This window comes from Kangiella geojedonensis, assembly GCF_000981765.1.
GTDB classification, from domain to species: domain Bacteria; phylum Pseudomonadota; class Gammaproteobacteria; order Enterobacterales; family Kangiellaceae; genus Kangiella; species Kangiella geojedonensis.
Window position 1 is genome coordinate 1,801,757 of sequence record NZ_CP010975.1, and the last position, 25,892, is coordinate 1,827,648.

Genomic DNA, 25,892 nt, shown 5'->3' on the forward strand with positions numbered 1-25,892 from the left:
TTATGTGGGAAGCGATTTTAGTAACACTGCTCATTTTCCTAATCCTAGGAGCAACACTTTTTGTTCTGAAACGAAACAATAAGTTCAAGGTTCCTAAAGGCGTAAAGCCGAAGCCTTATAAAGATGATGAGGATGATTACTAGTGCCAGCTTGTTTCCTAACAGGCAAAGCCAGCACTAGTTTTCAGTATGATAAAAGTTTTTTTAAAAGGTTACTTTTCTAAAAACTTTTTAAAAATGGCTTTAGCCTCTTCACTGCCCAAGAGTTCAGAAAAGCTGCGAGCTTCTCGCTCTATCGCTTTGCTAACAAGCCCAGAGTTGGAGCGCAACAGCTGTCGGCTTACTCTTAAGGCATGAGCTGGCTTACTCGCTAATTTCTCTGCTTTTTCCTGCGCCACTTCAATATAGCTTTCGCTATCAACGATATCATTAATGATTCCCAACTCTTTTGCCTTTGCTGCGTCGAAAGGCTCTGCCAGCAATAATAACTCCGCTGCTTGCACATAACCCAACTGACGTGGCAACAAGTAACTTGAGCCAGCCTCTGGGCATAGCCCTAAATCCACAAATGGTAAGCTAAAGTAAGTCTGATCTGTTGCGTAGACAAGATCGCAATGGAGTAATAATGTCGTTCCGATCCCTACCGCAGGCCCTGATACAGCGGCCACCATAGGCTTATCAAAATTAGTCACTTCTTGTAAAAATTTTAAAACTGGGCTTCCTTCATCAAGTACTGTCTGCTGCAAGAAATCAGCAATATCATTGCCTGCGCAGAAACACCCTTCACTTCCTTTAAAAAGTACAACATTAACCTCATCCGTGCTTTTCGCTTTGGCTAAGATCGAAGTTAAAGCAGTATACATTTCCGACGTTAGGGCATTTTTTTTATCTTCTCGATGAAAGTCGATATGTAGAACATTATTAACAAGCTGAGAAGTGACTAACTCGGACATGCTATGACCTCTTTGTGTTGGACAGTATTAATAATACAAAAAGATAACACATCCGAGCAGATAGGTTCACCTATTTTTGATTAAAGCCTGTACCAAAATCACCGTCCATCTGTGCCGATAAATAGGCAAAGATAACGTAAGCAGCTGTATTCTGGTTTAGCGACTCAGGATCAATTTTATCCAAAGTATCGTTTGGCGTGTGGTGATAGTCAAAATAGTCCATACCATCTTGACGCAGTGAGAATACCGAAATCCCTTTACCCCGTAGCGGGATTAGGTCTGGGCCACCGCCAGCCTGGTTGTTTCCATAGGTGATGCCTAGAGGCTCCATTAGCTTCGCCATTTGCTTCACTGCCGGCAGGGCCTCTTCTTTGACTTTAGAGTCGATACGCCATATTTTACCAGCACCAAAATCTGACTCAGCCGCTGTGATGATATTCTTAATATCATCTTGATGAGCTTCAGCGTAAGCTTTGCCACCCACTAAGCCTTGCTCTTCATTGGCAAACATAATGACACGGATAGAACGCTTTGGACGCTTTGGCAAGCGTAAAATCAATTCTGCTGCAGCCGTAGTAATACCGATTCCTGCGCCATCATCTAGCGCCCCTGTACCTAAATCCCATGAATCTAAGTGAGCACCAATAATGACGTATTCCTCAGGCTTTTCGCTACCCGTAATCTCACCAATAACATTATGACTGGTGTATTCTTCTCCATTCTTCGCGCCGATGGTCATTTTAACCGTCACGGGCTTGCCACGACGAATCATGTTCTCTAATAAGTCTGCGTCTGGTGCTGATAAGGCGGCAGCAGGAATCTTCTCAATGCCTTCCTCGTAGCGCATAACACCCGTATGTGCCATGCGGTCAGTATCAGTACCAATTGAACGAATCAAAATACCTACAGCTCCTTTTTTCGCTGCTTCAGAGGCTCCTTGTCCTCTGGCGGCTACTGCAGGCCCATAACCAGAGCCATCACGGGCCCGTTCCATACGGTTCTTAATAAAAACTATTTTTCCCTCAGCGGCATTTGCAGGAGCTTCCGATAAAGCTTTTAAGTCATCGAACTGGATAATTTCGGCTGATAAACCTTCCTCTGCAGTACCAACGCTAAAGCCCAAGGCTGTAATCACTAAGGGCTGTGGGTACGGTGACAGGACTTCCGCTGTCTCGACGCCACGCTTCCACGTCGGAAACGTGACCGGTTCTGTCCAAACTTTATCAAAACCTAACTCTTCAAGCTTGGCCACGCCCCACTTAACTGCCGCCGCGTCACCCGGTGTACCAGCCATCCTCGGACCGACCTCAGTCGTCAAAGACTCGACAATCTCGTAATCTTTTGAGCTTTTAAATGCCTCATCACGAAGCTCTGCAGCAACCCTTAAGTCTTCTTTAGTGAAGCTAGGCGTTTGCTCAGCTAACGCACTCATAGACAGCAGATAGCTCGTAACCATTGCTAGAGGGAAGTATCTCAGTTTCATAACACTCTCTTTGAAGTTATTGATTCTTTAATCATTATTCACTCAGCACAGAATTAACACTCAAGATTGACGCGATAACGCCCAAAGGCTAGAGTGATAAAATGATCAGTCCGAGGAAAAACCATGTCTACCATATACGATTACTCAGCAGTTTTAAATAACGGTCAGGAAGTTTCGTTGAGCGACTACCAAGGAAAAGTGTTACTGATTGTTAACACAGCCAGTGCGTGCGGTTTTACCCCACAATACGAAGGCTTAGAGAAGCTTTATAAAGAATTCTCAGGACAGGGCTTAGAAATATTAGCCTTTCCATGCAATCAGTTTGGTAAACAAGAGTCAGGCTCAGATGATGAAATAAAAGATTTCTGCGATCTCAATTTCAACATATCATTCCCCTTGTTCCAAAAAGTTGATGTCAATGGCGACACAGCACACCCCTTGTACCAACACCTTAAAAAAGAAGCTTCAGGTTTCTTGGGCTCCCAAAAAATAAAGTGGAACTTCACCAAGTTCCTAGTTGATAAAGACGGCAATGTGGTTGATCGGTTCGGCTCAATCACTAAACCCGAAACTTTAAAAGACACTATAAGGACATTGTTGTAATGCCAAGCTTGAAAGATAAAGTTATCATTATTACAGGAGCTAGCCGCGGTATTGGTCGCGCTATGGCTTTGCGGTTTGCCAAAGAAGGCGCCACTATTGTTATCGCAGCGAAGTCAGACAAACCCCACCCAAAACTTCCTGGAACCATTCATACGGTGGCCGAAGAGGTTGAGCAAGCAGGTGGCAATGCTATTGCTGTCGCGCTCGATGTCCGCAAAGAATTACAAGTCAAAAAGCTCTGTGATCGTATCGGAGATGAGTTTGGACGAATAGATGCAGTAATTAACAATGCAGGGGCAATCAGCTTAACCAAAGTTGAAGAAACCTCTCCTAAGCGCTATGACTTAATGCAACAAATTAACTCACGAGCCGTATACTGCTTAGCATACTATGCCCTGCCTTATTTGAAAAAATCAGATAACCCTCATATTTTAAACTTATCCCCACCAGTCAACCTCGAAGAGAAGTGGCTTAAAGACTTTAGCCCTTACACCTTGTCCAAATATGGTATGAGTATTTTAAGTAAGGGGATGGCAGCTGAGTTCAAACCTTATGGCATTGCTGTCAACACTTTATGGCCCCAAACTTATATCGCAACGGCGGCTATAGAGTTTGCGGTTGGTAACAAAGACACTCTCAATTATGCTCGAAAACCTGAAATCATGGCCGATGCAGCCCATGTGGTGTTAACCCACCCTAGTAATTATTACACAGGCCTGTGGCTGATTGATGAAGAAGTACTTAAAGCAGCAAAGGTCACCGACTTTAGCCAGTATGCTTACAACCCAGAGTTTGAGAATCAAATACAGAAAGATTTATTCTTAGATTAAAACTTGAGTCAATCGGTTAAAACAGCTGCGTTACAAAATGACTAAACTCATCAAACAATTGTGGCGCAGCTATTAAAAACATAACCACCAAAAATATTCCCCTCCGACCACTCGGTTGTCGCTCAACGACGGGCTCATTGTCATAGCCTAAAGTTACAGGCTCGTCTCGGTAGGGAAAATCCGGTAAAGTTGCGCCCAGCTTCTCAGATTCTTCTTGCGATAAAGTACTCTTCTCCAAGCTTTTTTCAAGCTCTTCCAAAGGTACAACTTGGGTGTTTTGTAATTCGCTAGCTTGTGAAAGTTTATCAAGTGTCAACATAAACCTATATTATTAACTTTCTGAGTAGACATTGACCAGTAAACTACCGTTGCTCGGCTACGGTAAAAGCGATAGCGGTATCCTTTTCATCGCTAATGCTTAAGTGGATACTGTGAATATTATGTTTTTTCGCCCAATCCTTGGCATGCGACTCTAGTTGAACACAGGGTTTTCCTAATTCATCGTTACTTATAATCAGTTGTTTAAAGTCAATTCCCTGTCGCATGCCTGTTCCAAGTGCTTTACTAATAGACTCTTTCGCTGCAAACCGCTTCGCTAGAAAGGACGCCTTATTATTTTTTGTGGCATACTCTTCTAGCTCTGATAACGACAAAATACGTTCAGCAAACTTATCGCCATGACGCGATAGCGAGCGCTCGACACGCTCAAGCTTCACGATATCGGTTCCTATGCCAAATATGGCCATTGACGTGCTTCCACCATCAGTTTTTTCATTTCCGCAACAGCGCCATCAAGCCCACTGAATAATGCTCGACCAATAATGGCGTGGCCAATATTAAGCTCTACGATTTCTTTTATTGCCGCAATAGGCTGCACATTGTGGTAATGCAAACCATGACCTGCATTGACCTGAACACCCTGCCCCACAGCATGAGCGACAGAACGCTGGATCTTCACTAACTCTAACTCACGCTGATGCTCGCTTTCCGCGTCTGCATAGTGCCCAGTATGAAGCTCAATTAGAGGCGCTCCAACTCGTGAAGCTGCATCAATCTGCTTATCATCCGCGTCAATAAACAAGGATACTTGAATCCCAGCATCGGCCATGCGCTGACAAGCATCTTTAATTTTGCTTTCCTGCCCAACAACGTCAAGGCCACCCTCAGTGGTCAACTCTTCACGTTTTTCTGGAACAAGACACACATAGGTTGGCTTTACTTTTTCTGCGATTGTCAGCATTTCATCCGTCACTGCCATCTCTAAATTCATTCTTGTCTGAATGGTGTTAGCGAGAATTTCAACATCGCGGTCCGTGATGTGGCGACGGTCTTCTCTGAGGTGCACCGTTATGCCATCTGCGCCATTTTGCTCAGCCACGAAAGCGGCCTGTATCGGATCAGGGTAATCTGTGCCACGCGCATTTCGTACCGTTGCGATGTGGTCAATATTGACCCCAAGTAATATTGGATTTTTCATGCCGTTGTCCATTTAATAGCTATAGACCATATAGCTTATGTAAGCTTAGGCTTGGAAGCCTGTGTTTGTAATACGCTGCAATTGGCTTTGATTTTAACAGTATCAGAGGCCACAAACAAAGCCTTCCCAGCCACTAACGAATAGCGAGTGTTTGTTGTAACAACTTACGACTGTTTAGATCTTTGTACCCTATCAAGGGATCAATTATCGTGCGGCACATTTTTCGTGCCAGTGCCAAACTACCGCTCTGTTGCCAATCGCGCTGACCGATAGCTTGTATATGTTTACCCTGAGCTTTCAAACTGTTTTGTGGCGCTTGGGTTAACAACACAAATCCCTGATCCGGCAAAAAACCATAATCCAACTCCATCTCAATCGCGTCACCATGAATGTCGTGAAACCAATCAATACCATAGCCAAGCTCTTCAATTAGCCCAAGCTCAAATTCACGAAGTACCGATGATGGGTTTTCTTTTGCGCTTAAACGTATCAGCGAGCTCTGGTAAACATTAAAAATATCAGGATGAGGATCCCATTGAATCAACAACTTCATGATGAGTTCATTCATGTAGAGCCCAGATAAGCTTGGAATACCAACGAGAGCGTAACTGGGCTGTGTCGCTTCCATTTGCTTCAACGTTTTTAAATCGCTACGCCCGGTCCAGCTTATGGATAAAGGCTGAAAAGGCTGAAGCAATGCTCGTTTGTTGTTTTTATTACTCCCTCTGACGCCACGCGCTAGTACACTACAGCGTCCGAAATCTAGGGTAAATAAGTCGAGAATTAAGCTGGACTCTTTAAAAGGTCTTGAATGAAGTACGAAAGAATGAACCAGATCAGCACTATTCATCGATAATCATCGTACCCCAATGATTTCAATGCACGCTCATCGTCCGCCCAACCATCTTTAACTTTGACCCAAAGCTCCAAGAAAACTTTACTATCAAACAATTCTTCCATTTCAATTCGAGCATCACGCCCAATTTGTTTAAGTCGCTGTCCGCCCTTACCAATAATAATAGCTTTCTGACCTGAGCGCTCCACCAATATCAAGCCGCTAATGGTCAAGATACCTTTGTCATTAAATTTAAACTGCTCAATTTCTACCGTTGAGGAATAAGGTATTTCTTCGCCAAGAGATCGCATTAACTTTTCGCGAATCAGCTCAGCGGCCATAAAGCGTTCACTTCTATCCGTAATATAGTCTTCGGGGTAAAATAAATCTCCTTCAGGCAACCACTGCTTTAGCGTCTTGGTCAGTTCATCGAGATTGTGTCCTCTTAGCGCAGAGCCAGGGAATACAGCGTCGAAATCACACTGCTCCGTAATATGAGCAATGTGAGGCAAAACCTCTTCTTTGTCCGCAAGCTTATCCACTTTATTTACGAAGAGAACTTTCTTACCTTTGGCGTGAGACAGCTTTTCAAGAACCAATTCATCGTCATCCGTCCACTGGGTACCATCAACCACAAATAATAGCACATCCACATCCGCCATCGAGCTGGAAGCAGCCCTATTCATGTAACGATTGATGCTTCGAGCTTCTTTGCGGTGAATACCCGGTGTGTCGACAAAAAGAATTTGTGCATCATCATCGGTATAGATGCCGAGAACCCGGTGCCGAGTAGTTTGAGGCTTGCGCGACGTTATACTGACTTTCTGACCTAAAATATGATTCATCAGGGTCGACTTCCCTACATTAGGACGCCCCAATACCGCTACGTACCCACACCTAAAAGAGTCTTTGTATTCAGATTTATCAGTCATGTTTATTCAACTTAAGACGCTAACGCCTTTTGTAATTCATAAAATGCTTTTTCAGCAGCTAATTGCTCGGCATTGCGGCGACTGCTTCCAGTACCAACCGTTTTAATAGACTTCTCAGAAATGACACAAACAACTTCAAAAGTTTGCTCGTGTGCTTCACCAGTTACGCTAAGCAATTCATACTCCGGCAGAGAGAAACGACGTGACTGCAATAATTCTTGCAAACGTGTTTTCGGATCTTTGGTTACTTCAGATGGGTCGAGTTCAGTTAAACGCTTATGATAAAGCTTTAATATTAATTGGTTGGCTTCGTCAAAGCCCGAGTCAAGATAAACCGCACCAATGACTGCCTCAAATGCATCAGCTAAGATAGAGGCGCGACGAAAGCCACCACTTTTAAGTTCACCTTCACCAAGATAAATAAAATCACCCAACTCTATTTCTTTAGCGATGACAGCAAGAGTTTTGCCTTTGACCAAATTTGAACGCATGCGACTAAGTTGGCCTTCATCCACCTTGGGAAACTTAGCAAAAAGAGCTTTAGCGATCACCATCCCAAGGACAGCGTCACCTAAAAACTCAAGACGTTCATTATGATGATTGGAAGCACTGCGGTGAGTCAGTGCTTTTTCAATGAGTTGACGGTTTGAAAACTGATAGCCAAGATGACTGCAGAACCGATCAATTTGTTGCTGACGATGACTCATCTTGGCGACTGGAATCTCACGTTAATTTAAAGGCTCTTCATGCTTGAACTCGACTAAAGCACTGACATTACCGAACAAAGAAATTCGGTTTTCATACTCTATATACAAAGCTTTTCCGCCGGTGACATCCCTAACTTCAATATCTTTTGGTTCAACGATATCAATATTATTCACGCTGAATCGTCCTGCAATTAAGCGCTCAATGTCTGACTTGCTAGTTCTTGAGTCAGCCTCTTCTGCTACAGACTCCAACGAACTTTTGATGGTAAAATATTCCATATAAGCAGGCACTAACTTAATTGCTAAATACATGAAAAATAAGACAATCGCCATAATTATCAGCCATCCAGCTGCTGTCATGCCGTTCTGATACTGTCTATTCAAAATTGCTTTCTTTGCTTGTTGTCGACCGAACATATTCCCCATACTCCTCAACAGTAATACTTACTTTTTAATCAAGCAGTTAGAAGCTAGTTTATAGCTCCAGCTCTACTAAAGGATATACCTTTTGGTAGATGTTTGCCAAATAATACTGGCTCATCAGTAAAAGTAACAAAAAGCCATTTGTAGGCTGCTTTGCCGATAATACCTTCTTCGTGAATAAAGCCCCACGCACGAGAATCTTGACTGCCGTCTCGATTATCACCCATAGCAAAGTACTTCCCTTCTGGCACAACCTCTGTCCATCGGTCATCCAAGCTTTTAACTCGACCGTTGCTGACACCGCTAGTCAGATAAATCAAATCATGAGTGTTGTTACTTATTGTTTCATTGTAAGTGTCAAAATACTCACCTTGTGGCACTAAGTCTTCAACTTTATCAGACACGAATTCAGACTGAATAGTAATCGGGTCACAGCCTTGGCCACTGATATCTTTGCCATCCGTACATTGCGGAATAATGGTTAAGGTTCCACGGTTCCACTCGATGCGATCGCCCGGAACTCCGATTAAACGTTTAATGTAAGCTTGCTGTGGCTCATGTGGCGGATGGAAAACAATCACATCTCCGCGTTTTGGTTCACTCACATCAATCAGCTTTGTGTTAAAAGCTGGCAAGCGGATTCCATATGCAAATTTATTCACCAGAATAAAGTCACCATCATAAAGCCCAGGGTTCATGCTGCCGGAAGGAATTCGATAAGGTTCGAATAAGAATGAACGAAGTAGCAATACAATAAAAATGATAGGAAAGAAAGAACGACAAATATCAATCAGGCCTGGATATTTCTCTTTGCCTTTTTCGTCATACTCTACGGTTCCAGCTTCAACCCGCTTTTTTTGCCAAAAAAACTTATCAAGTAATGTGACAATACCCGTTATTAATGCTGCAACCAGCAGATAAAAACCAAAATCGAAATAGATACTCGGCATTATTTTTCCTTACCAACATTGAGCACAGCAAGGAACGCTTCTTGCGGGATTTCAACTTTGCCCACTTGTTTCATTCGCTTCTTACCCGCTTTTTGTTTTTCTAATAGTTTACGTTTACGCGAAACGTCACCACCGTAACATTTCGCCAAAACGTTCTTGCGTAATGCTTTAACCGTTGAACGTGCGATAACATGGTTACCAATCGCCGCCTGAATCGCAACCTCAAACATCTGGCGCGGGATAATCTCTTTCATCGCTTCAACCAGCTCACGACCACGGTATTGTGCTTGCTCTTTATGAACAATCAGTGCCAATGCATCAACGCGATCACCATTGATGAGAATATCTAAACGTACTAATTCATCTTGCTGGTAACGTTTGAAGTTATAATCCAACGATGCATAACCACGACTGACTGATTTGAGTCGATCAAAGAAATCCAGTACAACTTCATTCATCGGCATTTCATAAGTTAAAGCAACCTGATTACCCGCATACTGCATTTTGGTTTGTACACCACGTTTTTCTACACATAAGGTAATAACTGCCCCAAGGTGCTCTTGTGGTACTAAAATATTTGCTTCACAAATAGGTTCACGGATCTCAGCAATGTTGGAGACCGCTGGTAACTTTGAAGGATTATCAACATAAATCACTTCATCATCCGTGTTCACCACTTCATAAATCACGGTTGGAGCAGTCGTGATTAAATCAAGGTTATACTCTCGTTCTAAACGCTCCTGGATAATTTCCATGTGCAACATGCCAAGGAAACCACAACGGAAACCAAAGCCAAGCGCCGTAGAATTTTCAGGCTCGAAGAACAAGGATGCATCATTCAAACTTAGCTTTGATAGCGCGTCACGGAATGACTCATAATCGTCTGAGCTCACTGGGAACAAGCCCGCGTAGACCTGTGGAGTAACTTGCTTAAATCCTGGTAAAGGTTTATCTGCCGGTGCTTTTGCTAAAGTAATGGTGTCGCCTACTGGCGCACCTTGAATCTCCTTAATACCTGCAATGATAAAGCCTACTTCACCAGCACGGAGGACGTCAGTATCATGTCGCTTTGGCGTAAAAATACCAACATGGTCAACTAAGTGCGCCTTGCCCGTTGACATGACCTGCATCTTATCGCCTTTATTGATCGTTCCCTGCATAACCCTAACCAACGAGACAACGCCCAAATAGTTATCGAACCAAGAATCAACAATCAAAGCCTGAAGAGGTGCATCAGGATCGCCCGATGCAGGCGGAATATCACGGACGATAGCTTCTAAAAGCTCTTCTACACCGACCCCCGTCTTGGCGCTACATTGCACAGCCTCCATCGCTTCAATACCGACAATATCTTCAATCTCTTGCATCACTCGCAAAGGGTCAGCAGCTGGCAAATCAATCTTGTTAAGAACTGGCACCACCTCTAAATCTTGCTCTATGGCGGTGTAACAATTGGCCAAGGTTTGGGCTTCTACGCCCTGTGCGGCATCCACTACCAATAAGGCTCCTTCACAAGCCGCTAGCGAGCGCGATACTTCATAAGAAAAATCGACGTGACCTGGCGTATCAATAAAGTTCAGTTGGTAGGTATGCCCATCATTGGCTTTATAGTCCAGCGTCACACTCTGAGCTTTAATTGTGATACCTCGCTCACGCTCCAGATCCATTGAATCCAAAACCTGCTCAGCCATTTCACGCTCAGTAAGGCCTCCACATTGCTGAATCAGTCGATCGGATAAGGTTGATTTACCATGATCGATGTGTGCAATGATGGAAAAGTTACGAATATAATCGGTGTATGCCATATATGTTCCGCTAAAACCTTCTAGTCTTATTTAATACTTAAACGCCTAACCTCATGATTATAAAGAGTTTGTTGTTTTTTATTCTTTAAAATGACGATTAAGAGTTAATTGATAAGTGACCGTTTTGAAAATAGTTTAAGAATAAGCGGCCTATTTTAGCTAAATCCATGAAAAAGGCCAGCTAAGTTAGTGCTCAGCTGGCCTTGTATCAGTGCTTATTCGAGTTCTATCACCAGGAAGTCACTACCGACACCTTGTCGAACGATTAACACAGCCACTTTTCCTTTATCCGGTAACGAAGCCACCGCTCTCTGGAAATCTTCTAAAGAAGTAATAGCGGTACGATGCAACTTCTGGACAATATCGCCTTGACGCAATCCAGCACGAGCTGCAGGGCTATCTTTATCGACGTCACGAATGATCACGCCTTTATCAATACCCGTTGCCTCTTTTAGATCAGGTGTTAAGGCAGTGACGGCAATACCCAGCTCCTGCTTGCCAGTATCAGAGTTCGATGTAAACTGTCCATTAGCATCGCTCAGCGTCACTTCGACAGTTTCTGTATCTCCATTACGGACAATGGTTAGCTCAACTTCTTCGCCTGCAGGCATTTGCCCAATATAAAACGGCAGATCCTGTGCTTTACGTACGCGCTTACCATCCACTTTGATCACGACATCGCCGACTTTAATACCTGCTTTATCAGCCGCCATGTCAGGAAGTACTCGTGTCACTAAGGCACCGCCCACATCATCCAGCCCAAACGCATCGGCTTTATCTTGATCAATCGGCCCAAACGTAACTCCAAGGAATCCACGGTTCACTTTGCCGTCTTTTAGCAACTGTTGGCGGACATTATCAGCAAGATCGATAGGAATAGAGAATGACAAGCCACTACTGATCATTGGGTTGAAAATCATTGAATTAATTCCAACGACTTCACCGTCTAAATTGATTAATGGGCCGCCTGAATTACCGCGGTTAATTGCAACATCCGTTTGGATAAAAGGAACATACTGGGAACCCACTTCACCCCGACCTTTTGCGCTAACAATACCAGCAGTCACCGTTTGCTCTAAATTAAAAGGCGCACCAAAGGCTAACACCCACTGTCCGACTTTCAGATCTTTCGTGGTGCCTATATCAAGAGCGTTAAGATCTAAATCTCCCGAATCAATTTTAAGTAACGCAACGTCTGTATTGGCGTCGCTACCTACAATTTTGGCATCAAACTCACGTCCATTATAAAGTTTAACGACTGGAGTTTCCGCCCCATCAATCACGTGATGATTAGTCAAGATATAACCGTCGTCATCCACTATGAATCCTGAACCGCCACCTCGGCCCACTACTCGGCCCCAGCGCTTCACCTCAACTTTCACACTGACAACGCTCGGTTGAACTTTTTCAACCAACTTTGTGAAATCAGGAAATGAATCTGCTTGTGCACAGCCTGATAAAACCACGAGCCATGCCACAATAGTAATTGATAATAAACGCTTCAACATTTTGCCTTCTCCGCAACGATTGTTTTAACTGTTATATCAAAGAGGGTTTACTACTAACTCTTTGAAATTAGTAATAATTAGAGCCTGACGTAGGACTAAGGTTCCAGCAGTTTTAGTAGCATCTAGTCAGAAGATGTTACGACTTGTGTCACCGCAATCGGTCTCTTGACAATTTTCAACAATACAGGCTCTAACTGTTGTTGTGCAGACTGACGGTTGGCAAACCAACGAACGCCTAAGAAGCCAACAGTTAGTCCAATCACAGCACTGACAATTGACGCCAGTTCCGTAAGGTTCGGCAGGAATAATGAAGATAAGGTTAGTGCGAGAATCAAGCAAAGTAACGGAAACAGATACACAACCAAAGATGCCTTGAGCACTAAGTCTTCAGGAATACCTACTTCTACCTCATCATTAATATGGGCGCCCAATGAATTTTTTAAAGGTGTGACAAAAACTTTGTGTGAGAAGGCTTTATTAACAATACCACTACCGCAGGTTGAGCTCACCTTACAGCTAGAGCAACCTGCTTTTGACTGAGTCTGGACCCAAACGGTATCGCCTTCCGCGGCGACGACCTGCCCTACCTCTACAAACATATCTCTATAAAATCTCTCTTTACATGCATTTAGGTCGATAAGAATCTTTCGCCCATAAAAAAACCCATCTCGCGATGGGTTCATTGTAGCCTATATTCAAAAGACCAACCACTGTGCGGAGGGCAAAGCACAGAAGCGTAAGGGCTACTCCTTATCTGTATTATCCGGTTGTTCAGCGCCATCGTTGACACGCATTGGCACCTGAACAGGAATCACTTTCTGGTTACTGACGACGCGCACTGTAGGCAGACTACTGGTACCAGTAATTTTTCGAGTTAGTGCTTCATGCTTCAAAAACATATCATGCATCGTCTGCAACTCTTGACGATCTGCCGTCGAAGCTAATGTTGTCGCTACCATTTCTGAGGTAGCTATCGATTGAGTAGCTTCCGATTGAGTAGCCCCAGGTTGACTTACAGCGTAATTCGGTTGAGTGGCATTGTTAGACACGCTAGGCTGCGTATTAGCAACGCTAAATAGCGCCACAATCGCCACAGACGCTGCAATAGCGAAACCGCCGACCTGCTTCCAAACACGAGAAGGAAATGGAATGACATTGCTCTTCGGTGTTTCTTGCTGTGCGCCATGACTGGCTTCCTCAGCAACGGCCTTGCTCACTCTCGCTGAAATATCCAAGTCCATGTGCTGTACTTCGTCTCGCATGACTTGGCCAATCATATGGTAACGAGCCCATACAGACATAGACTCACTGCCTTGCTCCAAGCTAGGTTCTTGATCTTGAAGATCAGTCCTGCCATCGACCCAGGCAGATAAAATCTCTTTATCAAAATGCTTTGTGTTGCTCATTACCTTTTACCTTTTATCACGCTTTTACTGTTTTCTAGGCCTTTTTGTAAGCCTATTCAAACCGATAAAGCATTGCAAACCATTGAATTTTTTACTATTTCACTAATTATCAAATATCAATGCCACTAATTTACTTCTCATTACTTATACCAATTGACTGAGTCGACTGTAAAAAGTTCACAGTTTTTGTAAAAAAGTTTGTGCATTCAGTATCATTTCAGTTAGCCCTACCAGCTCAAGAACGCCAGCCCTGCTCTAACAAAGGCGCTATCTTTTGATCAATCGCGTCTCGCGCTCTGAAAATCCTCGAGCGTACCGTCCCAACAGGACAATCCATTGACTCAGCAATTTCTTCATAACTGAGACCATCGATCTCACGTAACATAATCGCGGTACGCAAATCCTCTGGTAACTCGTCAATGGTTTTGAAGATCATTTCTTTCACTTCATCGCGGAACATCAGTCGCTCTGGGCTACCGCTGTCTCGTAGCGCATCACCACCATCGTATTGCTCTGCATCCGCTGAATCAATATCACTACCGGGCGGCCGACGACCTTGCGACACTAAGAAATTCTTAGCCGTATTAATCGCTATTCGGTATAACCAGGTATAAAAAGCACTGTCACCCCGAAAATTGGGTAAAGCTCGATACGCCTTAATAAAAGCTTCTTGTGAAATATCCATGACTTCATCTTGATCACGGACAAACCGTGAGATCAAGTTCATGATGCGCTTTTGGTATTTAACAACCAACATATCAAAAGCTTTCTTATCGCCGCTTTGGACTCGCTTTACTAGCTCTGAGTCTATATCAGCCTCAGACATATTGGCCTCTACTTAGTTGTCCACGTCTCATCAATTGTCCCCGTTCTTGTTCTATTTGCAGGGCAAATATTGTATTTATGCTGTCTTTTAATGCTTCGTTGCTATAAGTCGTTTTATAGAAAAGACTAACTGAAAACAAGTGACTGTGGTAAAGTCCGCATTAACTTATAGCTTATTTTGCTAGGAAAACCGTTTGGTTTCCACTGGTTCGTAAAGAACACAGACCCAGTTAACACAAGAAAAGTTCCATCACGGTAAAAATTTCAATGTCTCAGGCTACCCAGGATCTCATCCACTCCACTGATGTTTTAGTCATCGGCAGCGGCGCTGCGGGACTTTCTGTCGCTTTGCGCCTAGCACACAAAGGTAAGATTACCGTTCTCAGCAAGGCCGAAGTCACCGAAGGTTCGACTTTTTACGCTCAAGGCGGTATCGCCGCTGTATTGGACGAAAACGACACTGTAGACTCGCATGTGGAAGATACCTTAATCGCTGGGGCTGGATTATGTCACGAAGACGCGGTTCGATATACCGTAGAACATTCTCGCGAGGCTATTGAGTGGTTAATTGATCGCGGCGTCGCTTTTAGTAAAGAGGATGAGCACTATCACCTAACTCGCGAGGGTGGTCATAGTCAGCGTCGAATTATTCACTCTGATGATGCAACTGGCCGAGCCGTTTCGACCACGTTAGTGGCGGCAGTACAAGCCGAACCCAATATCAACATCCTTGAAAATTATATTGCCGTCGATCTCATCACGGGCGACAAACTAGGTTTAGACCACAATCGCTGCCAAGGCGCTTATGTTTTAAACCTGAAAGACGATCGCGTTGAAACCATCCGCGCTCGATTTGTGGTGCTAGCAACAGGAGGCGCCAGTAAGGTTTACCTGTATACATCCAATCCCGACGTCGCCAGTGGTGACGGCATTGCGATGGCATGGCGTGCTGGCTGTAGCGTAGCAAACTTAGAGTTCAATCAATTCCACCCCACCTGCTTGTATCATCCAGAAGCTAGAAGTTTCTTGATTACAGAGGCATTACGGGGCGAAGGCGCTTTATTACGTCGCCCTAATGGTGAACGTTTTATGCCAGAGTATGACGAACGCGCTGAGTTAGCCCCGAGAGACATTGTCGCCAGAACCATCGATCACGAAGTTAAAAAGTATGGCTTCGAATGTGTCTATTTAGATATTTCGCACAAAGAACCAGAATTTATTAAGAGTCACTTCCCGACTATTTATAAACAGTGCCTCCAGTATGGTATTGATATCACCGTTGATGCTATTCCAGTGGTCCCAGCAGCCCACTACACATGTGGTGGCGTTCGTGTTGACACCAATAGCCGCACCGATATTGAAGGCTTATACGCGGTTGGAGAAGTTGCTTTCACTGGACTACATGGCGCTAATCGCATGGCCAGCAACTCCCTGCTTGAATGCTTGGTCTATGCCCAATCGGCAGCCCAAGATATTGAGCTATCATGGGACGACATTGACGTTCCTGCGCTCCTTCCTCCATGGGACGAAAGTCAGGTCACTGACTCTGATGAGGAAATCGTACTCAGCCACAACTGGCACGAATTGCGTCAATTGATGTGGGACTACGTTGGAATTGTCAGAACCGACAAACGCTTACAAAGAGCGATGCGACGGATTGAGTTACTTCAGCAGGAAATCCATGAATATTATACGAACTTCAAAGTCAGTAATGATTTAATTGAATTACGTAATCTAGTATTAAACGCAGAGTTGATCGTCAAATGCGCCATGCAACGTAAAGAAAGTCGTGGCTTGCACTTCACTTTAGACTACCCGCAACTCTCCGATCACGCGAAAGACTCGATATTGACGCCTGACCAATAGTAAAACAAAGCTTATCTACTTTGCCTTGTAAAACTTGAGGGTACGCGATAAGTGGCTAAAGTCTGATCGTTTCATCGCATCTCGAAACAATATGAGTTGACGAACAGCAGTTGGTTGAGATGGATCAAGATGCCGGTACTTGAGCGTAATCCACAGAGGCCAATTCACGCTGTCTCTTTTAATTTCTATCGCCACCTTGAGATCATTCTCTACAATAAACCACTGCCCTTCATAAAAGATAACTTCCGTAATATCATCGTATAAATGGTTAAGCTGTTTAATTTGCCAAGCCCCGAGCAATAGAGTAATAGGCATACCTATCAAGGCAAAGGTCCAATACTCTTGTACCAATGCTGCCACCACAAACAGTACCAAAAAGGCCATCCACAACAGTCCAAACACTTGCCTGCTTGTTTTCGGCGTTTTGAGCTCTACCCTGAAATTCATGCTATTTGATTTGCTGCTCTACGAACTGCTTGATCGAACCAACCAGTTCAGCATACTCGTCTTTTGGCGTCTCAAAGCCCATGATCCAAGCATATAAATCAGGATCGGTTTCCTCTAAAAACTGCTGATACTGCGCGAGTTCACTGGAAGAAAAGTCTGCGCCCTTCTGCTCTAAATAAGGCAGTAACACTACATCTAATTCAAGCATTCCACGGCGACTTGCCCACTGTAACTTTTTTAATTCTTGCTCGGTCACGATACGACCCTTTATGCTGAAGGAAATTTTTGTTAATTATACCGTTATAACCAATGAATTTGGAAATTAGACTGCAAAACGACGTAGTTTAGGAGTAAAATCATTGCAGCAAAACATTCAGCCCATGTGCCAGTCAGCACTACAGTGGATAATAAGGGTACTATGAACTTTACCAATCAAGATGCTATTCAGCATATCCCACAATTACAGAATATCGCTTGTGAACTTGGAAGCCTAGGTGTTATCGAAGTCTCTGGCGAAGACAGTCACAAACTACTGCAAGGCCAGTTAACCTGTGACATGAACCTTATTGATGACACACAAGCCAGCCTCGGCGGGCTTTGTAGCGTCAAAGGCCGTTTGCACAGCGTATTTTACATTATGAAATTCGAGCAGAGTTATTTATTGCTGCTACCTAAGGATAATCTCTCGCATGTGCTAGAAACACTGACGAAATACGCAGCCTTCTTCCAGGTCGAGCTAACCGATGCCAGTATAGACTACGAACTCTGGGGACATACTCAAAAAGCTCCCGGTAACCACTCAGCCGAGCTCGAGGTATTATCAGTTACAAACCACGGTGGCATTTACGATCTGCATCTCAACAGCCTATTTAATGCATCGATACTGATCAGCCGTAAAGAGCGTGCTAGTGAATTAGTCAGCATGCTTGCCGGTACGACCTTAGCCGATAAGAATGCTTGGGACTATATTGAGTTACAAGCTCACATCCCCATGTTCAGTCAGAGCTCCATTGAAAAGCACTTGCCCCACAGCGTGGGACTCCATCAAATTGGCGGCGTCAGTTTTGATAAAGGTTGTTACACCGGTCAAGAAATTGTCGCCAGGATGCACTATCGTGGCAAACTCAAAACCCATGCGGTGTTAGTTGCTAGCGACTCTGAAGTTGAGTTTCAGGAGCTGGATAAGGTTTATAACGACGATGATAAAAAAGCCGGTGAATTAATTCGCACCACGATTTTTGATCATAAAACCTACGCGCTTATTAGCCTCAATGACAGTGCTTTAGAAGAGTCGCTAAAGATTGGAGACGATAAAGTACCAGCGACACTTCTTAAATAACTCAAATATAAAAGGCGCCTAACAACGCCTTTTTTGATCCAGCCTCTAAATTACTTGTCATCTAGTGCCAATTTAGCCGCTGTTAATAGTAGCTCTGGCTTAATACGAACCTTGTAGTTTGGATTCGCGTATTGAAATTGAATCATCCCATCCGTATCGAAAATATAAACAGCTGGTACAGGCAAAGTGCTTTTATCATCGCCCGCCAAACGCGCAGTCTTGCCACCGATTGACTTCACTTTACTGTTATAGTCTTCAGAGATATGGAAAGCCAAACCAAACTGAGTAGTAGCTTTTAGCTGATAATCAGAAATCAGTTCATAGCTTAGCTCTTTATCTTTGCTGGTTTTTTGCAAAGCGCTTGGCGTATCAGGACTGATCGCTAGTAATTGATAACCTAGATTCGATAAGTCGTCTTCGATTTGTTGAATTTGACTCAGCTGTGCGTTACAAAATGGGCACCAGCCACCGCGGTAGAATAATAAGACAGTCGGTTTTTGTGCAATTTTCTCGCGTAAGTTAAAAGGTTTACCGTCGCTAGAGAATAGGATAATGTCAGGTGCGTCCTGACCAATCATTAGCGGCGATACATCATTCGGATCGTCAACCACTTTTGTTCTATCTAGGGCAAGCGCGCTGAAGGAAAGTAATGCCATTAGCGTTAAAGCCGTCAGTTGTAACAGTCGTTTCATAAATACCTTCTTATACATGGTCATTAATAGTTAGCCATTAGAGCGCAAAGCCACTGATTTGTTACAAATCAGTATAAAAAAAGCGACCAGAAGGCCGCTTTTCTTGATACAAGTCTCAATTAAGCTTTTTGGGACTGAATCCACCGTTTGATTTTTTTCTCTAAAATATTCAAGGGTAACGCACCATCTTTTAACACTTGGTGGTGGAACTCACGAATATCGAAGCTTTCACCCAACTCATTTTCAGCTAATGTTCTCAGTTCACGAATCTTTAACTGACCAATTTTATACGCCAGCGCTTGGCTTGGAATCGCCATAAAGCGTTCCGCCTCAGATACACGACGCGCTTCAGCAGCCGCTGAATTTTGCTCCATGTAATCTAAAACTTCTTCTCGCGTCCAACCTTTAGCATGGATACCTGTATCCACCACCAAACGAATAGCACGCCAAAGCTCAGCACCTAAAGCACCGTAGTATTGATAGGGGTCCGTATAAACGCCCATCTCTTTACCCAAAGATTCCGAATATAAGCCCCAGCCTTCGATAAAGGCTGTTGTGCCTCCGAAGCGGCGGAACGCAGGAATATCTTTAAGCTCTTGCTGTGTCGAGATTTGGAAATGATGCCCTGGTACAGCCTCATGCAAATACAGCGACTCTACAGTCCACGTAGGGCGAGCACTCAAGTCATAAGTGTTCACATAAAAAATACCAGGACGCGAACCATCTGGCGCTGGACGTTGATAGGATGCTGACGATGATGATTGCTCACGGAACGCTTCGACGGGGCGAATTTCAAACTGCGCCTCTGGAATTACTTTAAACAAATCAGGCGCCGTTTTATCCAGCTGCGCTCTTAAGTCTTCATAAGCTTGTAGCATGTCTTCTTTTGAATCAAAAATGAACTGAGGATCGTTTTTAGTAAACTCAAAGAATTCATGTAAACTTCCTTCAAAGCCCACCTGCTCCATGACATCTTTCATCTCTTCATGAATACGGGCAACTTCGTCCAAGCCAATTTGATGAATCTCATCAGGCGTTAGATCTGTGCTAGTCGTTTGCTTCACTTTATAGGCATACCATTCTTTACCATTTGGTAGAGCCACCATGCCAGCCGTATCACGAGCAGCAGGAATGTATTCGTCTTTAATGAAGTCGTGCATGCGGGTGTACATTGGCACAACCATGGTTTTGATGGTATTAACGTACTCTTTGGTTAAACGTTGCTTATCTTCCGGAGAAAAACTCTCAGGCATGCTATCAATCGGTTTGTAGAACAAACTTTGCTCAACATCATCGACCATATGCGCTTTAAGTTGCGGAAGGACCTTAACCATCAAAGCTTTAGGTTGCACAACACCATTTTCCATGCCGGTACGCATGTTATCGATGATGACATCAACACCCGCATAAGCTTCGTCTAAACGATTTAACCAGTTTTCATAATCTTTAACGGTTTTGAACGGCTGGGCGCTTTGACCCGAACCCAACATAGCGAAGAAGTTGAAAGGGTTATAAAACTGCTGAATCGGTTGCATATAGTCGGGGTACTTTGTCCCTTCAATCTCAGCTTCCCTTTCATTCTTGAAGATCTGATAGCTCAATAAGGCTTGCCCTTCGAGCTCCGACTCATCAATTTGATTGATTTTCTCCAAGTATTTTTTACTGAACGCTAATGCTTCTGCTCTTCCTTTCTCGGTACCAAAGTCACCCAACGTATCGTTATAACGATCATCACCCATAAAGGTTGCATTTAACGGGTTCATTTTTAGGTTTTCTTCCCAGTATGCCTCGTAAATCGCATTGGCTTTTTCCGCTTCTGACAGTTCTTTTACGGTCTCGGCAGCAGTTTTCTCGGCGACTTGTTGCGTATTGGTAGAAGGTTCAGCTGAAGTAACTTGGTCTTTTGACTCTTCATTTCCACAAGCACTAAGCATGACAGCCATCGCAATCGCAGACACTTTAAACTTTAACGATCTCATGGGGGCTCCTCATCTATTATTGTCTGGTATTCTTTTAAAATCAGACGGTTAACTGACTTTATCAGGTTATTAATTTTCAGCTAATCACTATACCGATTAAGTCAAAACATCACAAAGTCGAGAAGTAACAAATTATTGCGTTAGGAAAAAGGTTTAGCCATAAAAAAAAGCCCCTCGAAAGGGGCTATGACTACTGATGATTACTCATCGAGGAACTCTAAATTTAACAACCCTTCTGCATGAGGGAACTCTTGGTTATAAACATCATCGGTGTCGGTCGCGTTATCAATAACCACAGATAAAGGAATTGTAGCGTTATCAACTAACATTTGACGAACGTTTTGCAACGCTGAGAAATCCATTGACTGTGGATACTTCTCTAACACCAATGCTGCACCGCCAGCAACTGCAGGAGATGCCATCGAGGTGCCGCTTAAGCGTGTATTGGCATGAGTACGATTCAAAGACTCAATCTGGTTACCCGGTGCAGCTATTGTGATCACACCGGAAGGCAGTGAACTCCAATCATTAGCCCCTTCGCCCCAGTTACTAAAGTCATTGAATGCTGCTTCACCAGTGTCAGCGTCATAACTCACGTACGAGCTAACCGCAATGGTTGAGTTAAACTTAGCCGGGCTAAATCCAGCCGCATCAGCAGATGAGTTACCCGCAGCAACCACAATCACCATGCCTTGGTGAGCAGCGTTACAGTAGGCTTCAGCAACAAAGTGATCACCTTCATAGCCTTCTTCGGTACAGGTTCCCGCGGCTTCATCATCCCCACCACCCAAGCTCAAATTTGCAACCGCTGGTTGACCATGACCAAGCATGTCAAACACAGACCAGTTTAAGCCTGCTAGAATTGCCGAGCCCGGGCAAGATCCAGCTGCGGAACAGACTTTAACAGCATGGATAGTGGCTTCAGGGGCGACGCCTAACGAATCAATATCGTTATCTAATGCTCCGATAGTTCCTGCAACGTGTGTACCATGGCCATTATCATCTGAGTAAGGGTATGGGCATAGCTCAGTATCACCAGGACGGAAGCAGAATTCCGGCGCATAGGATAAACCTAAGTTACCGGCAATATCTTTATGATCGGCATCAATACCACTGTCTATCACATATACGTTCTGACCGGCTCCTTTATAGCTTGAGTTTACTGAGCCTGAATCGGCAGGCCCCTGCGGCACAGACTGTGGCCACTCAACTAGCTGGCGGCGATTCTTATAAGCGCCATAGTTGTTATTAAAACGAGTCTTCTGCGAATCTAGTAAATGATACTCTTTATCACGATAAACGGCTTCAACATTAGGGTTCCTTTGCAAAGCATTCATTTGCGACTGATTAACAGTAGCTGCGAAACCGTAGTATGTATTGCTGTAGACAAACTTTGGCTGAATACCTGCTTGGCTCACAAACTTGTTCACTTGGTTCTTGCGAATGTTTGCTTGTGCTTTATGATAAGCCACAGGGTTCGCTGAACTGGCTTTCATATTTTGCTGCTGTGCAGCACTAATACTAAAGGGAGAGTTTTGGTTTTTGAGTTTAACAATAATGTCAAATTCTTGCTCAGCCTGAGCACTAAAAGTTGCACCACCGAGTGCAGCAACAATCAAGCTGGCAGTTAATTTTTTTGTAAATCCTTGATACATAATAATCACCTCTTTGCTTGAATTCTAATTACGATTGTTTTGCGAGTTTCGATAGAACGTTATGATTGAACATCAGCTGGAATTTCTTAGGTAATTCAAACTCCATGCCATTATCAAACTGTAAAGATATATCTACAGGCTTGAGGTGCTCAGTGTTATTAATAATCGTATTAAGAAGTGTTTTGGAATTCTTTTGGTTTTTAATATGTAACTCTACATTACTAAATCCTGCCACATTGACATCAATAGTGTAAGGCTCTACATTTACAGGCCGACCGTCAAATTCTATCTTAGTAATAGCCATTTTCACTTGTTCTAAACTACCACCATTGGCAACCAGTTTAGAAAGCAAATCTGAAGAATTTTTGACTGACGACTGCAAATCAACATCAAATGCGTCAATTTCGGTTTCACCACCCGTGATTGAAAGAATTAACCCAGGTTCAATCCAGTTTCCTTCATCATCTAGCGGGTGAGACCGGTCAAAGTTATCGATCCCCCCGACTGTATCCGGATCGGTATCGGTAGCAATCCAATACTTCTTGAAAGTACCTCCAGCAAAACCTCTTGCATTATTAAACTTATCTCCATCAACAAAAATTCCTGGTCGTGTTGGATAAGAATTGTTAACGATATTACGATAACTTTTAATCACGTTTTTAAATGAAAAATTTTGTTTTTGCCAACGTAAGTTGTTGTACCGAGCTGTATAAACATAAGTGCCGTCATAGTCTGCACCGTAACCACTTACGACAGTACTTAAACTATTAAGGTGAGCTTCTTTTTGTGTTTTATGAGCTGGGTGTCCAGTGTAGTCCGAGTAGCCACAACCGACGCCAATAAGAGCCATAGTGGATACAATTAGTGTGGGGAAAAGCTTAGTCATTCCTGACCTCCATATTATACTAATCAAGTATTTACCCAATTTTTAGAATTGATAATTGTGTTTTTTTTTACAATTATGTCATGATGCTATCCGTTTGAAGTTTCAAATTTCCTATCAATTTAACTAACGGAAGCGACATCAATATTGAACATAAAGCAACGGACAGATCAATTGATTACGACAGTACAATGTAAGATTGTGAGGCGCCTCACCTTTACTTTTATTTTTGTGATTTTGATCAATGCAAATACGAGAGTAAATGCACAGGAATTAATGCATAAAGGTATGGATGAAGAGTGCCAAGGACAAAGCACGTGTCAGTTATTTAGCCAAAACCTTGTATCACATAAGCAACAAATTCGCTTTTTTGAGGACAGTGTTGCATTCATTGAATTTAACCAACGGCTGGATCTTATAAAGCTCAATCATCAACTTTCCGAACTTAGTTTAGATAAGCTAGGTCAACGTCAACTTGTGCAAAACCTGACACGTCTTCTTAATAAAAGCTCACTAGCCCCTTACCTCAAGAAACTTCATAAACGACAGTCATCGAAGCAAATAGTCTATTTTAAGCCGGTGCCCATCTCTAATGGGCTGCTGATCAAGTATCAGCCACCATATAAAGATGATGTTAAAGTAATATTCGAACATTCCCCCTCTTTTAATAACCAACCAAATGCTAGATTGAGTCTCAGCGCGCTTGCCAACTTACCGCTTAGTAAGCAGGAGATTCCACACGACAACTCTTTTGCCCATAAGCAAATTGCTTATAAACAAAATCCAATAGCACATCACTCACAACTCACTATTGCATTAGTCGACTCTGGGGTCACTACCAAACACCAAGAACTGTCTCACTTAGACAATCTTCAACAATTTAACCCTAAAGATGAAACCTTCGAATTAAAAGATAGTGGATTTGGGCATGGTACTGGCGTATTCAGTTTAATGGCCTCCTCAAATAAGTTTCAGCGCGATGTAGGTACTCTCCCAACGGCGAACTATCTTTCATGTAATGGTTTACCTTCAGGAAGCTACAACTATGCTTGGGTCACTCTATGCTTTAACTGGTTACTAGAGCAGCCTCGAGTAGATCTTATCGTCAATTCTTGGTCCCAACCGACATCAAACTGTAATGACGAATTGTTATATTCACTTAGAGTGTTGTGGTTAGCGAATAGCATCCCTGTCTTTGCCGCTGGGAATTTTGGTTTAGACGATAGAAAGTCCCGAGATCCTGTAAATTTTGCTTTGTTTGATGACATTCCTCTTTTGACAGTAGGTGCTCTTGGAAAAAATAATCAGCCATTGCCGCAGTCTTCTGCAGGTTACAATGTATGCGGTAATCAGGTGAGCTCTCCCACGGTCATAGCGCCTGGTCAGGATCTACTGGTTGCAAGTCCATTAAACCCTGCGAGTTATCAAGCGCGCTCAGGAACATCTTATGCGGTAACCTATGCTGCGACGGCTTTAGCTATATTGGTTGATAAGTTTCCGAACACCAGCCACAAAGAGATTATCGAGGCACTAACCAACACCAGTAAGAACATGGAAAAGAATAAAAGGGCTATCAGAGTGAATATTAGCCGTGCCATACAACGATTAAAACAGCATCAAATCGTCGATAGTCAGAACCAATGACCGAACCTTCTATTTGCCAACTGTCCAAACCAGATAAGGGGTCTTAATAAGGCATAATATGCATTCAATATCTGAATGTGTTTTTCTAACACAAAGAGTTTCCTCTAATATGCAAAAATCATCTTATAGTAAGCAAGATTTGCTTGATTGTGGTCACGGAAAGTTATTTGGCGAAGGAAATGCTCGATTACCATTACCAAACATGTTGATGATGGATCGAATTACGAATATACAAGAGTCTGGCGGCGCCTATGGCAAAGGTCAAATTGTCGCTGAACTCGATATAAAGCCTGACTTATGGTTCTTTAATTGCCACTTTGAATCCGATCCCGTCATGCCAGGCTGCCTTGGCGTAGATGCACTATGGCAACTGACAGGCTTTTTCTTACCGTGGAAAGGTCTTTCAGGTAAAGGCCGAGCATTAGGCTCTGGTGAAATTAAATTTACTGGACAAGTGTTACCTACGGCTAAGCTTGTCACCTATATTGTTGATATTAAAAGAGTTATAACAAGGAAGTTGAAACTTGTTATCGCCGATGGAAGAATGTTGATGGACGGAAAAGAAATTTACACCACCAAAGATTTACGTGTAGGTCTGTTCGAATCCACAGACAATTTTTAGCAAAAAGAGCTACAATACCTACATAAAGT

28 protein-coding genes are annotated in these 25,892 nt (G+C 43.3%); 7 read left to right on the forward strand and 21 right to left on the reverse strand.

Going from position 1 to position 25,892, the window contains the following annotated elements:
• The first annotated feature begins 2 nt into the window (after positions 1 to 2).
• Entirely contained in the window at positions 3 to 143 is a 141-nt protein-coding gene (locus TQ33_RS12005) for a hypothetical protein (RefSeq protein WP_169745467.1), read from the forward strand.
• Positions 144 to 211: 68 nt separating this feature from the next.
• Here TQ33_RS12005 and TQ33_RS08150 read toward each other — a convergent pair whose 3' ends face one another.
• Both TQ33_RS08150 and TQ33_RS08155 read right to left on the reverse strand, forming a co-directional pair.
• Positions 212 to 952, reverse strand: a complete 741-nt coding sequence (locus TQ33_RS08150; RefSeq protein ID WP_046561615.1) for an enoyl-CoA hydratase — start codon at positions 950 to 952, stop codon at positions 212 to 214.
• 70 nt (positions 953 to 1,022) lie between these two features.
• Positions 1,023 to 2,435, reverse strand: a complete 1,413-nt coding sequence (locus tag TQ33_RS08155) for a M28 family peptidase (RefSeq protein WP_052735255.1) — start codon at positions 2,433 to 2,435, stop codon at positions 1,023 to 1,025.
• A 123-nt stretch (positions 2,436 to 2,558) separates the two neighbouring features.
• Between TQ33_RS08155 and TQ33_RS08160 the strand changes: the two genes are divergently transcribed.
• Both TQ33_RS08160 and TQ33_RS08165 read left to right on the forward strand, forming a co-directional pair.
• A complete protein-coding gene (locus TQ33_RS08160; protein WP_046561617.1) occupies positions 2,559 to 3,038 on the forward strand; it encodes a glutathione peroxidase in 480 nt (159 codons plus the stop codon).
• Positions 3,038 to 3,868, forward strand: coding sequence for an SDR family oxidoreductase (locus TQ33_RS08165; protein WP_046561618.1), 831 nt, complete (start codon positions 3,038 to 3,040; stop codon positions 3,866 to 3,868). Before TQ33_RS08160 ends, TQ33_RS08165 begins: the two co-directional genes overlap by 1 nt.
• A gap of 16 nt (positions 3,869 to 3,884) precedes the next feature.
• Here TQ33_RS08165 and TQ33_RS08170 read toward each other — a convergent pair whose 3' ends face one another.
• The 13 genes from TQ33_RS08170 to rpoE form a co-directional block, all read right to left on the reverse strand.
• Positions 3,885 to 4,187, reverse strand: a complete 303-nt coding sequence (locus tag TQ33_RS08170) for a hypothetical protein (protein WP_046561619.1) — start codon at positions 4,185 to 4,187, stop codon at positions 3,885 to 3,887.
• Positions 4,188 to 4,230: 43 nt separating this feature from the next.
• Complete coding sequence (acpS, locus tag TQ33_RS08175; protein WP_046561620.1) at positions 4,231 to 4,614, reverse strand: holo-ACP synthase; 384 nt, start codon at positions 4,612 to 4,614, stop codon at positions 4,231 to 4,233.
• A complete protein-coding gene (gene pdxJ / locus TQ33_RS08180; RefSeq protein WP_046562396.1) occupies positions 4,596 to 5,345 on the reverse strand; it encodes a pyridoxine 5'-phosphate synthase in 750 nt (249 codons plus the stop codon). Before pdxJ ends, acpS begins: the two co-directional genes overlap by 19 nt.
• A 133-nt stretch (positions 5,346 to 5,478) precedes the next feature.
• Positions 5,479 to 6,195, reverse strand: coding sequence for a DNA repair protein RecO (recO, locus tag TQ33_RS08185; protein WP_046561621.1), 717 nt, complete (start codon positions 6,193 to 6,195; stop codon positions 5,479 to 5,481).
• A complete protein-coding gene (gene era / locus TQ33_RS08190) occupies positions 6,192 to 7,112 on the reverse strand; it encodes a GTPase Era (RefSeq protein ID WP_046561622.1) in 921 nt (306 codons plus the stop codon). Before era ends, recO begins: the two co-directional genes overlap by 4 nt.
• Positions 7,113 to 7,123: 11 nt before the next feature.
• On the reverse strand, positions 7,124 to 7,819 hold the full coding sequence (gene rnc / locus TQ33_RS08195; protein WP_046561623.1) for a ribonuclease III: 696 nt from the start codon (positions 7,817 to 7,819) through the stop codon (positions 7,124 to 7,126).
• A gap of 21 nt (positions 7,820 to 7,840) precedes the next feature.
• Positions 7,841 to 8,236 (reverse strand): DUF4845 domain-containing protein, encoded by a 396-nt coding sequence (locus TQ33_RS08200; protein ID WP_228640094.1) that lies wholly within the window; start codon positions 8,234 to 8,236, stop codon positions 7,841 to 7,843.
• Between the two features lie 53 nt (positions 8,237 to 8,289).
• Positions 8,290 to 9,192, reverse strand: coding sequence for a signal peptidase I (gene lepB / locus TQ33_RS08205; protein WP_046561624.1), 903 nt, complete (start codon positions 9,190 to 9,192; stop codon positions 8,290 to 8,292).
• Positions 9,192 to 10,997, reverse strand: coding sequence for a translation elongation factor 4 (lepA, locus tag TQ33_RS08210; RefSeq protein ID WP_046561625.1), 1,806 nt, complete (start codon positions 10,995 to 10,997; stop codon positions 9,192 to 9,194). The genes lepB and lepA overlap by 1 nt, the downstream gene beginning before the upstream one ends.
• Positions 10,998 to 11,212: 215 nt before the next feature.
• On the reverse strand, positions 11,213 to 12,505 hold the full coding sequence (locus TQ33_RS08215; RefSeq protein WP_046561626.1) for a Do family serine endopeptidase: 1,293 nt from the start codon (positions 12,503 to 12,505) through the stop codon (positions 11,213 to 11,215).
• Between the two features lie 122 nt (positions 12,506 to 12,627).
• Positions 12,628 to 13,104 (reverse strand): SoxR reducing system RseC family protein, encoded by a 477-nt coding sequence (locus TQ33_RS08220; protein ID WP_046561627.1) that lies wholly within the window; start codon positions 13,102 to 13,104, stop codon positions 12,628 to 12,630.
• A 144-nt stretch (positions 13,105 to 13,248) separates the two neighbouring features.
• Positions 13,249 to 13,911, reverse strand: coding sequence for a sigma-E factor negative regulatory protein (locus tag TQ33_RS08225; RefSeq protein WP_046561628.1), 663 nt, complete (start codon positions 13,909 to 13,911; stop codon positions 13,249 to 13,251).
• A 235-nt stretch (positions 13,912 to 14,146) separates the two neighbouring features.
• Positions 14,147 to 14,737 (reverse strand): RNA polymerase sigma factor RpoE, encoded by a 591-nt coding sequence (rpoE, locus tag TQ33_RS08230; protein WP_046561629.1) that lies wholly within the window; start codon positions 14,735 to 14,737, stop codon positions 14,147 to 14,149.
• A 266-nt stretch (positions 14,738 to 15,003) separates the two neighbouring features.
• Here rpoE and nadB point away from each other — a divergent pair, with 266 nt between their 5' ends.
• Entirely contained in the window at positions 15,004 to 16,602 is a 1,599-nt protein-coding gene (nadB, locus tag TQ33_RS08235) for an L-aspartate oxidase (protein ID WP_046561630.1), read from the forward strand.
• Between the two features lie 15 nt (positions 16,603 to 16,617).
• On the opposite strand, the gene TQ33_RS08240 is transcribed toward nadB, so the two are convergent.
• Positions 16,618 to 17,049 carry a protein YgfX gene (locus TQ33_RS08240; RefSeq protein WP_046561631.1) on the reverse strand — a complete coding sequence of 144 codons (432 nt, stop codon included), beginning with the start codon at positions 17,047 to 17,049 and terminating at the stop codon, positions 16,618 to 16,620.
• Between the two features lies 1 nt (position 17,050).
• A complete protein-coding gene (locus tag TQ33_RS08245; protein WP_071841107.1) occupies positions 17,051 to 17,305 on the reverse strand; it encodes an FAD assembly factor SdhE in 255 nt (84 codons plus the stop codon).
• 162 nt (positions 17,306 to 17,467) lie between these two features.
• Here TQ33_RS08245 and ygfZ point away from each other — a divergent pair, with 162 nt between their 5' ends.
• Positions 17,468 to 18,388: a CAF17-like 4Fe-4S cluster assembly/insertion protein YgfZ gene (ygfZ, locus tag TQ33_RS08250; protein ID WP_046561632.1), complete on the forward strand. Its 921-nt coding sequence runs from the start codon at positions 17,468 to 17,470 to the stop codon at positions 18,386 to 18,388.
• Positions 18,389 to 18,438: 50 nt separating this feature from the next.
• Here ygfZ and TQ33_RS08255 read toward each other — a convergent pair whose 3' ends face one another.
• The 4 genes from TQ33_RS08255 to TQ33_RS08270 all read right to left on the reverse strand — a co-directional run bounded on the left by TQ33_RS08255 (position 18,439) and on the right by TQ33_RS08270 (position 23,600).
• Positions 18,439 to 19,080, reverse strand: a complete 642-nt coding sequence (locus tag TQ33_RS08255) for a peroxiredoxin-like family protein (RefSeq protein WP_052735256.1) — start codon at positions 19,078 to 19,080, stop codon at positions 18,439 to 18,441.
• A 119-nt stretch (positions 19,081 to 19,199) separates the two neighbouring features.
• Entirely contained in the window at positions 19,200 to 21,059 is a 1,860-nt protein-coding gene (locus TQ33_RS08260; RefSeq protein WP_046561633.1) for a DUF885 domain-containing protein, read from the reverse strand.
• 200 nt (positions 21,060 to 21,259) lie between these two features.
• Positions 21,260 to 22,714, reverse strand: a complete 1,455-nt coding sequence (locus TQ33_RS11675) for a S8 family serine peptidase (protein ID WP_052735257.1) — start codon at positions 22,712 to 22,714, stop codon at positions 21,260 to 21,262.
• A 28-nt stretch (positions 22,715 to 22,742) separates the two neighbouring features.
• Positions 22,743 to 23,600 carry a hypothetical protein gene (locus tag TQ33_RS08270; protein ID WP_046561634.1) on the reverse strand — a complete coding sequence of 286 codons (858 nt, stop codon included), beginning with the start codon at positions 23,598 to 23,600 and terminating at the stop codon, positions 22,743 to 22,745.
• Between the two features lie 273 nt (positions 23,601 to 23,873).
• On the opposite strand from TQ33_RS08270, the gene TQ33_RS08275 reads away from it, so the two are divergent.
• The gene (locus TQ33_RS08275) at positions 23,874 to 25,241 is read left to right on the forward strand and encodes a S8 family peptidase (RefSeq protein ID WP_046561635.1); all 1,368 of its coding nucleotides are present in this window, start codon (positions 23,874 to 23,876) and stop codon (positions 25,239 to 25,241) included.
• A 109-nt stretch (positions 25,242 to 25,350) separates the two neighbouring features.
• A complete protein-coding gene (gene fabA, locus TQ33_RS08280; RefSeq protein ID WP_046561636.1) occupies positions 25,351 to 25,863 on the forward strand; it encodes a bifunctional 3-hydroxydecanoyl-ACP dehydratase/trans-2-decenoyl-ACP isomerase in 513 nt (170 codons plus the stop codon).
• Positions 25,864 to 25,892: the final 29 nt, after the last annotated feature.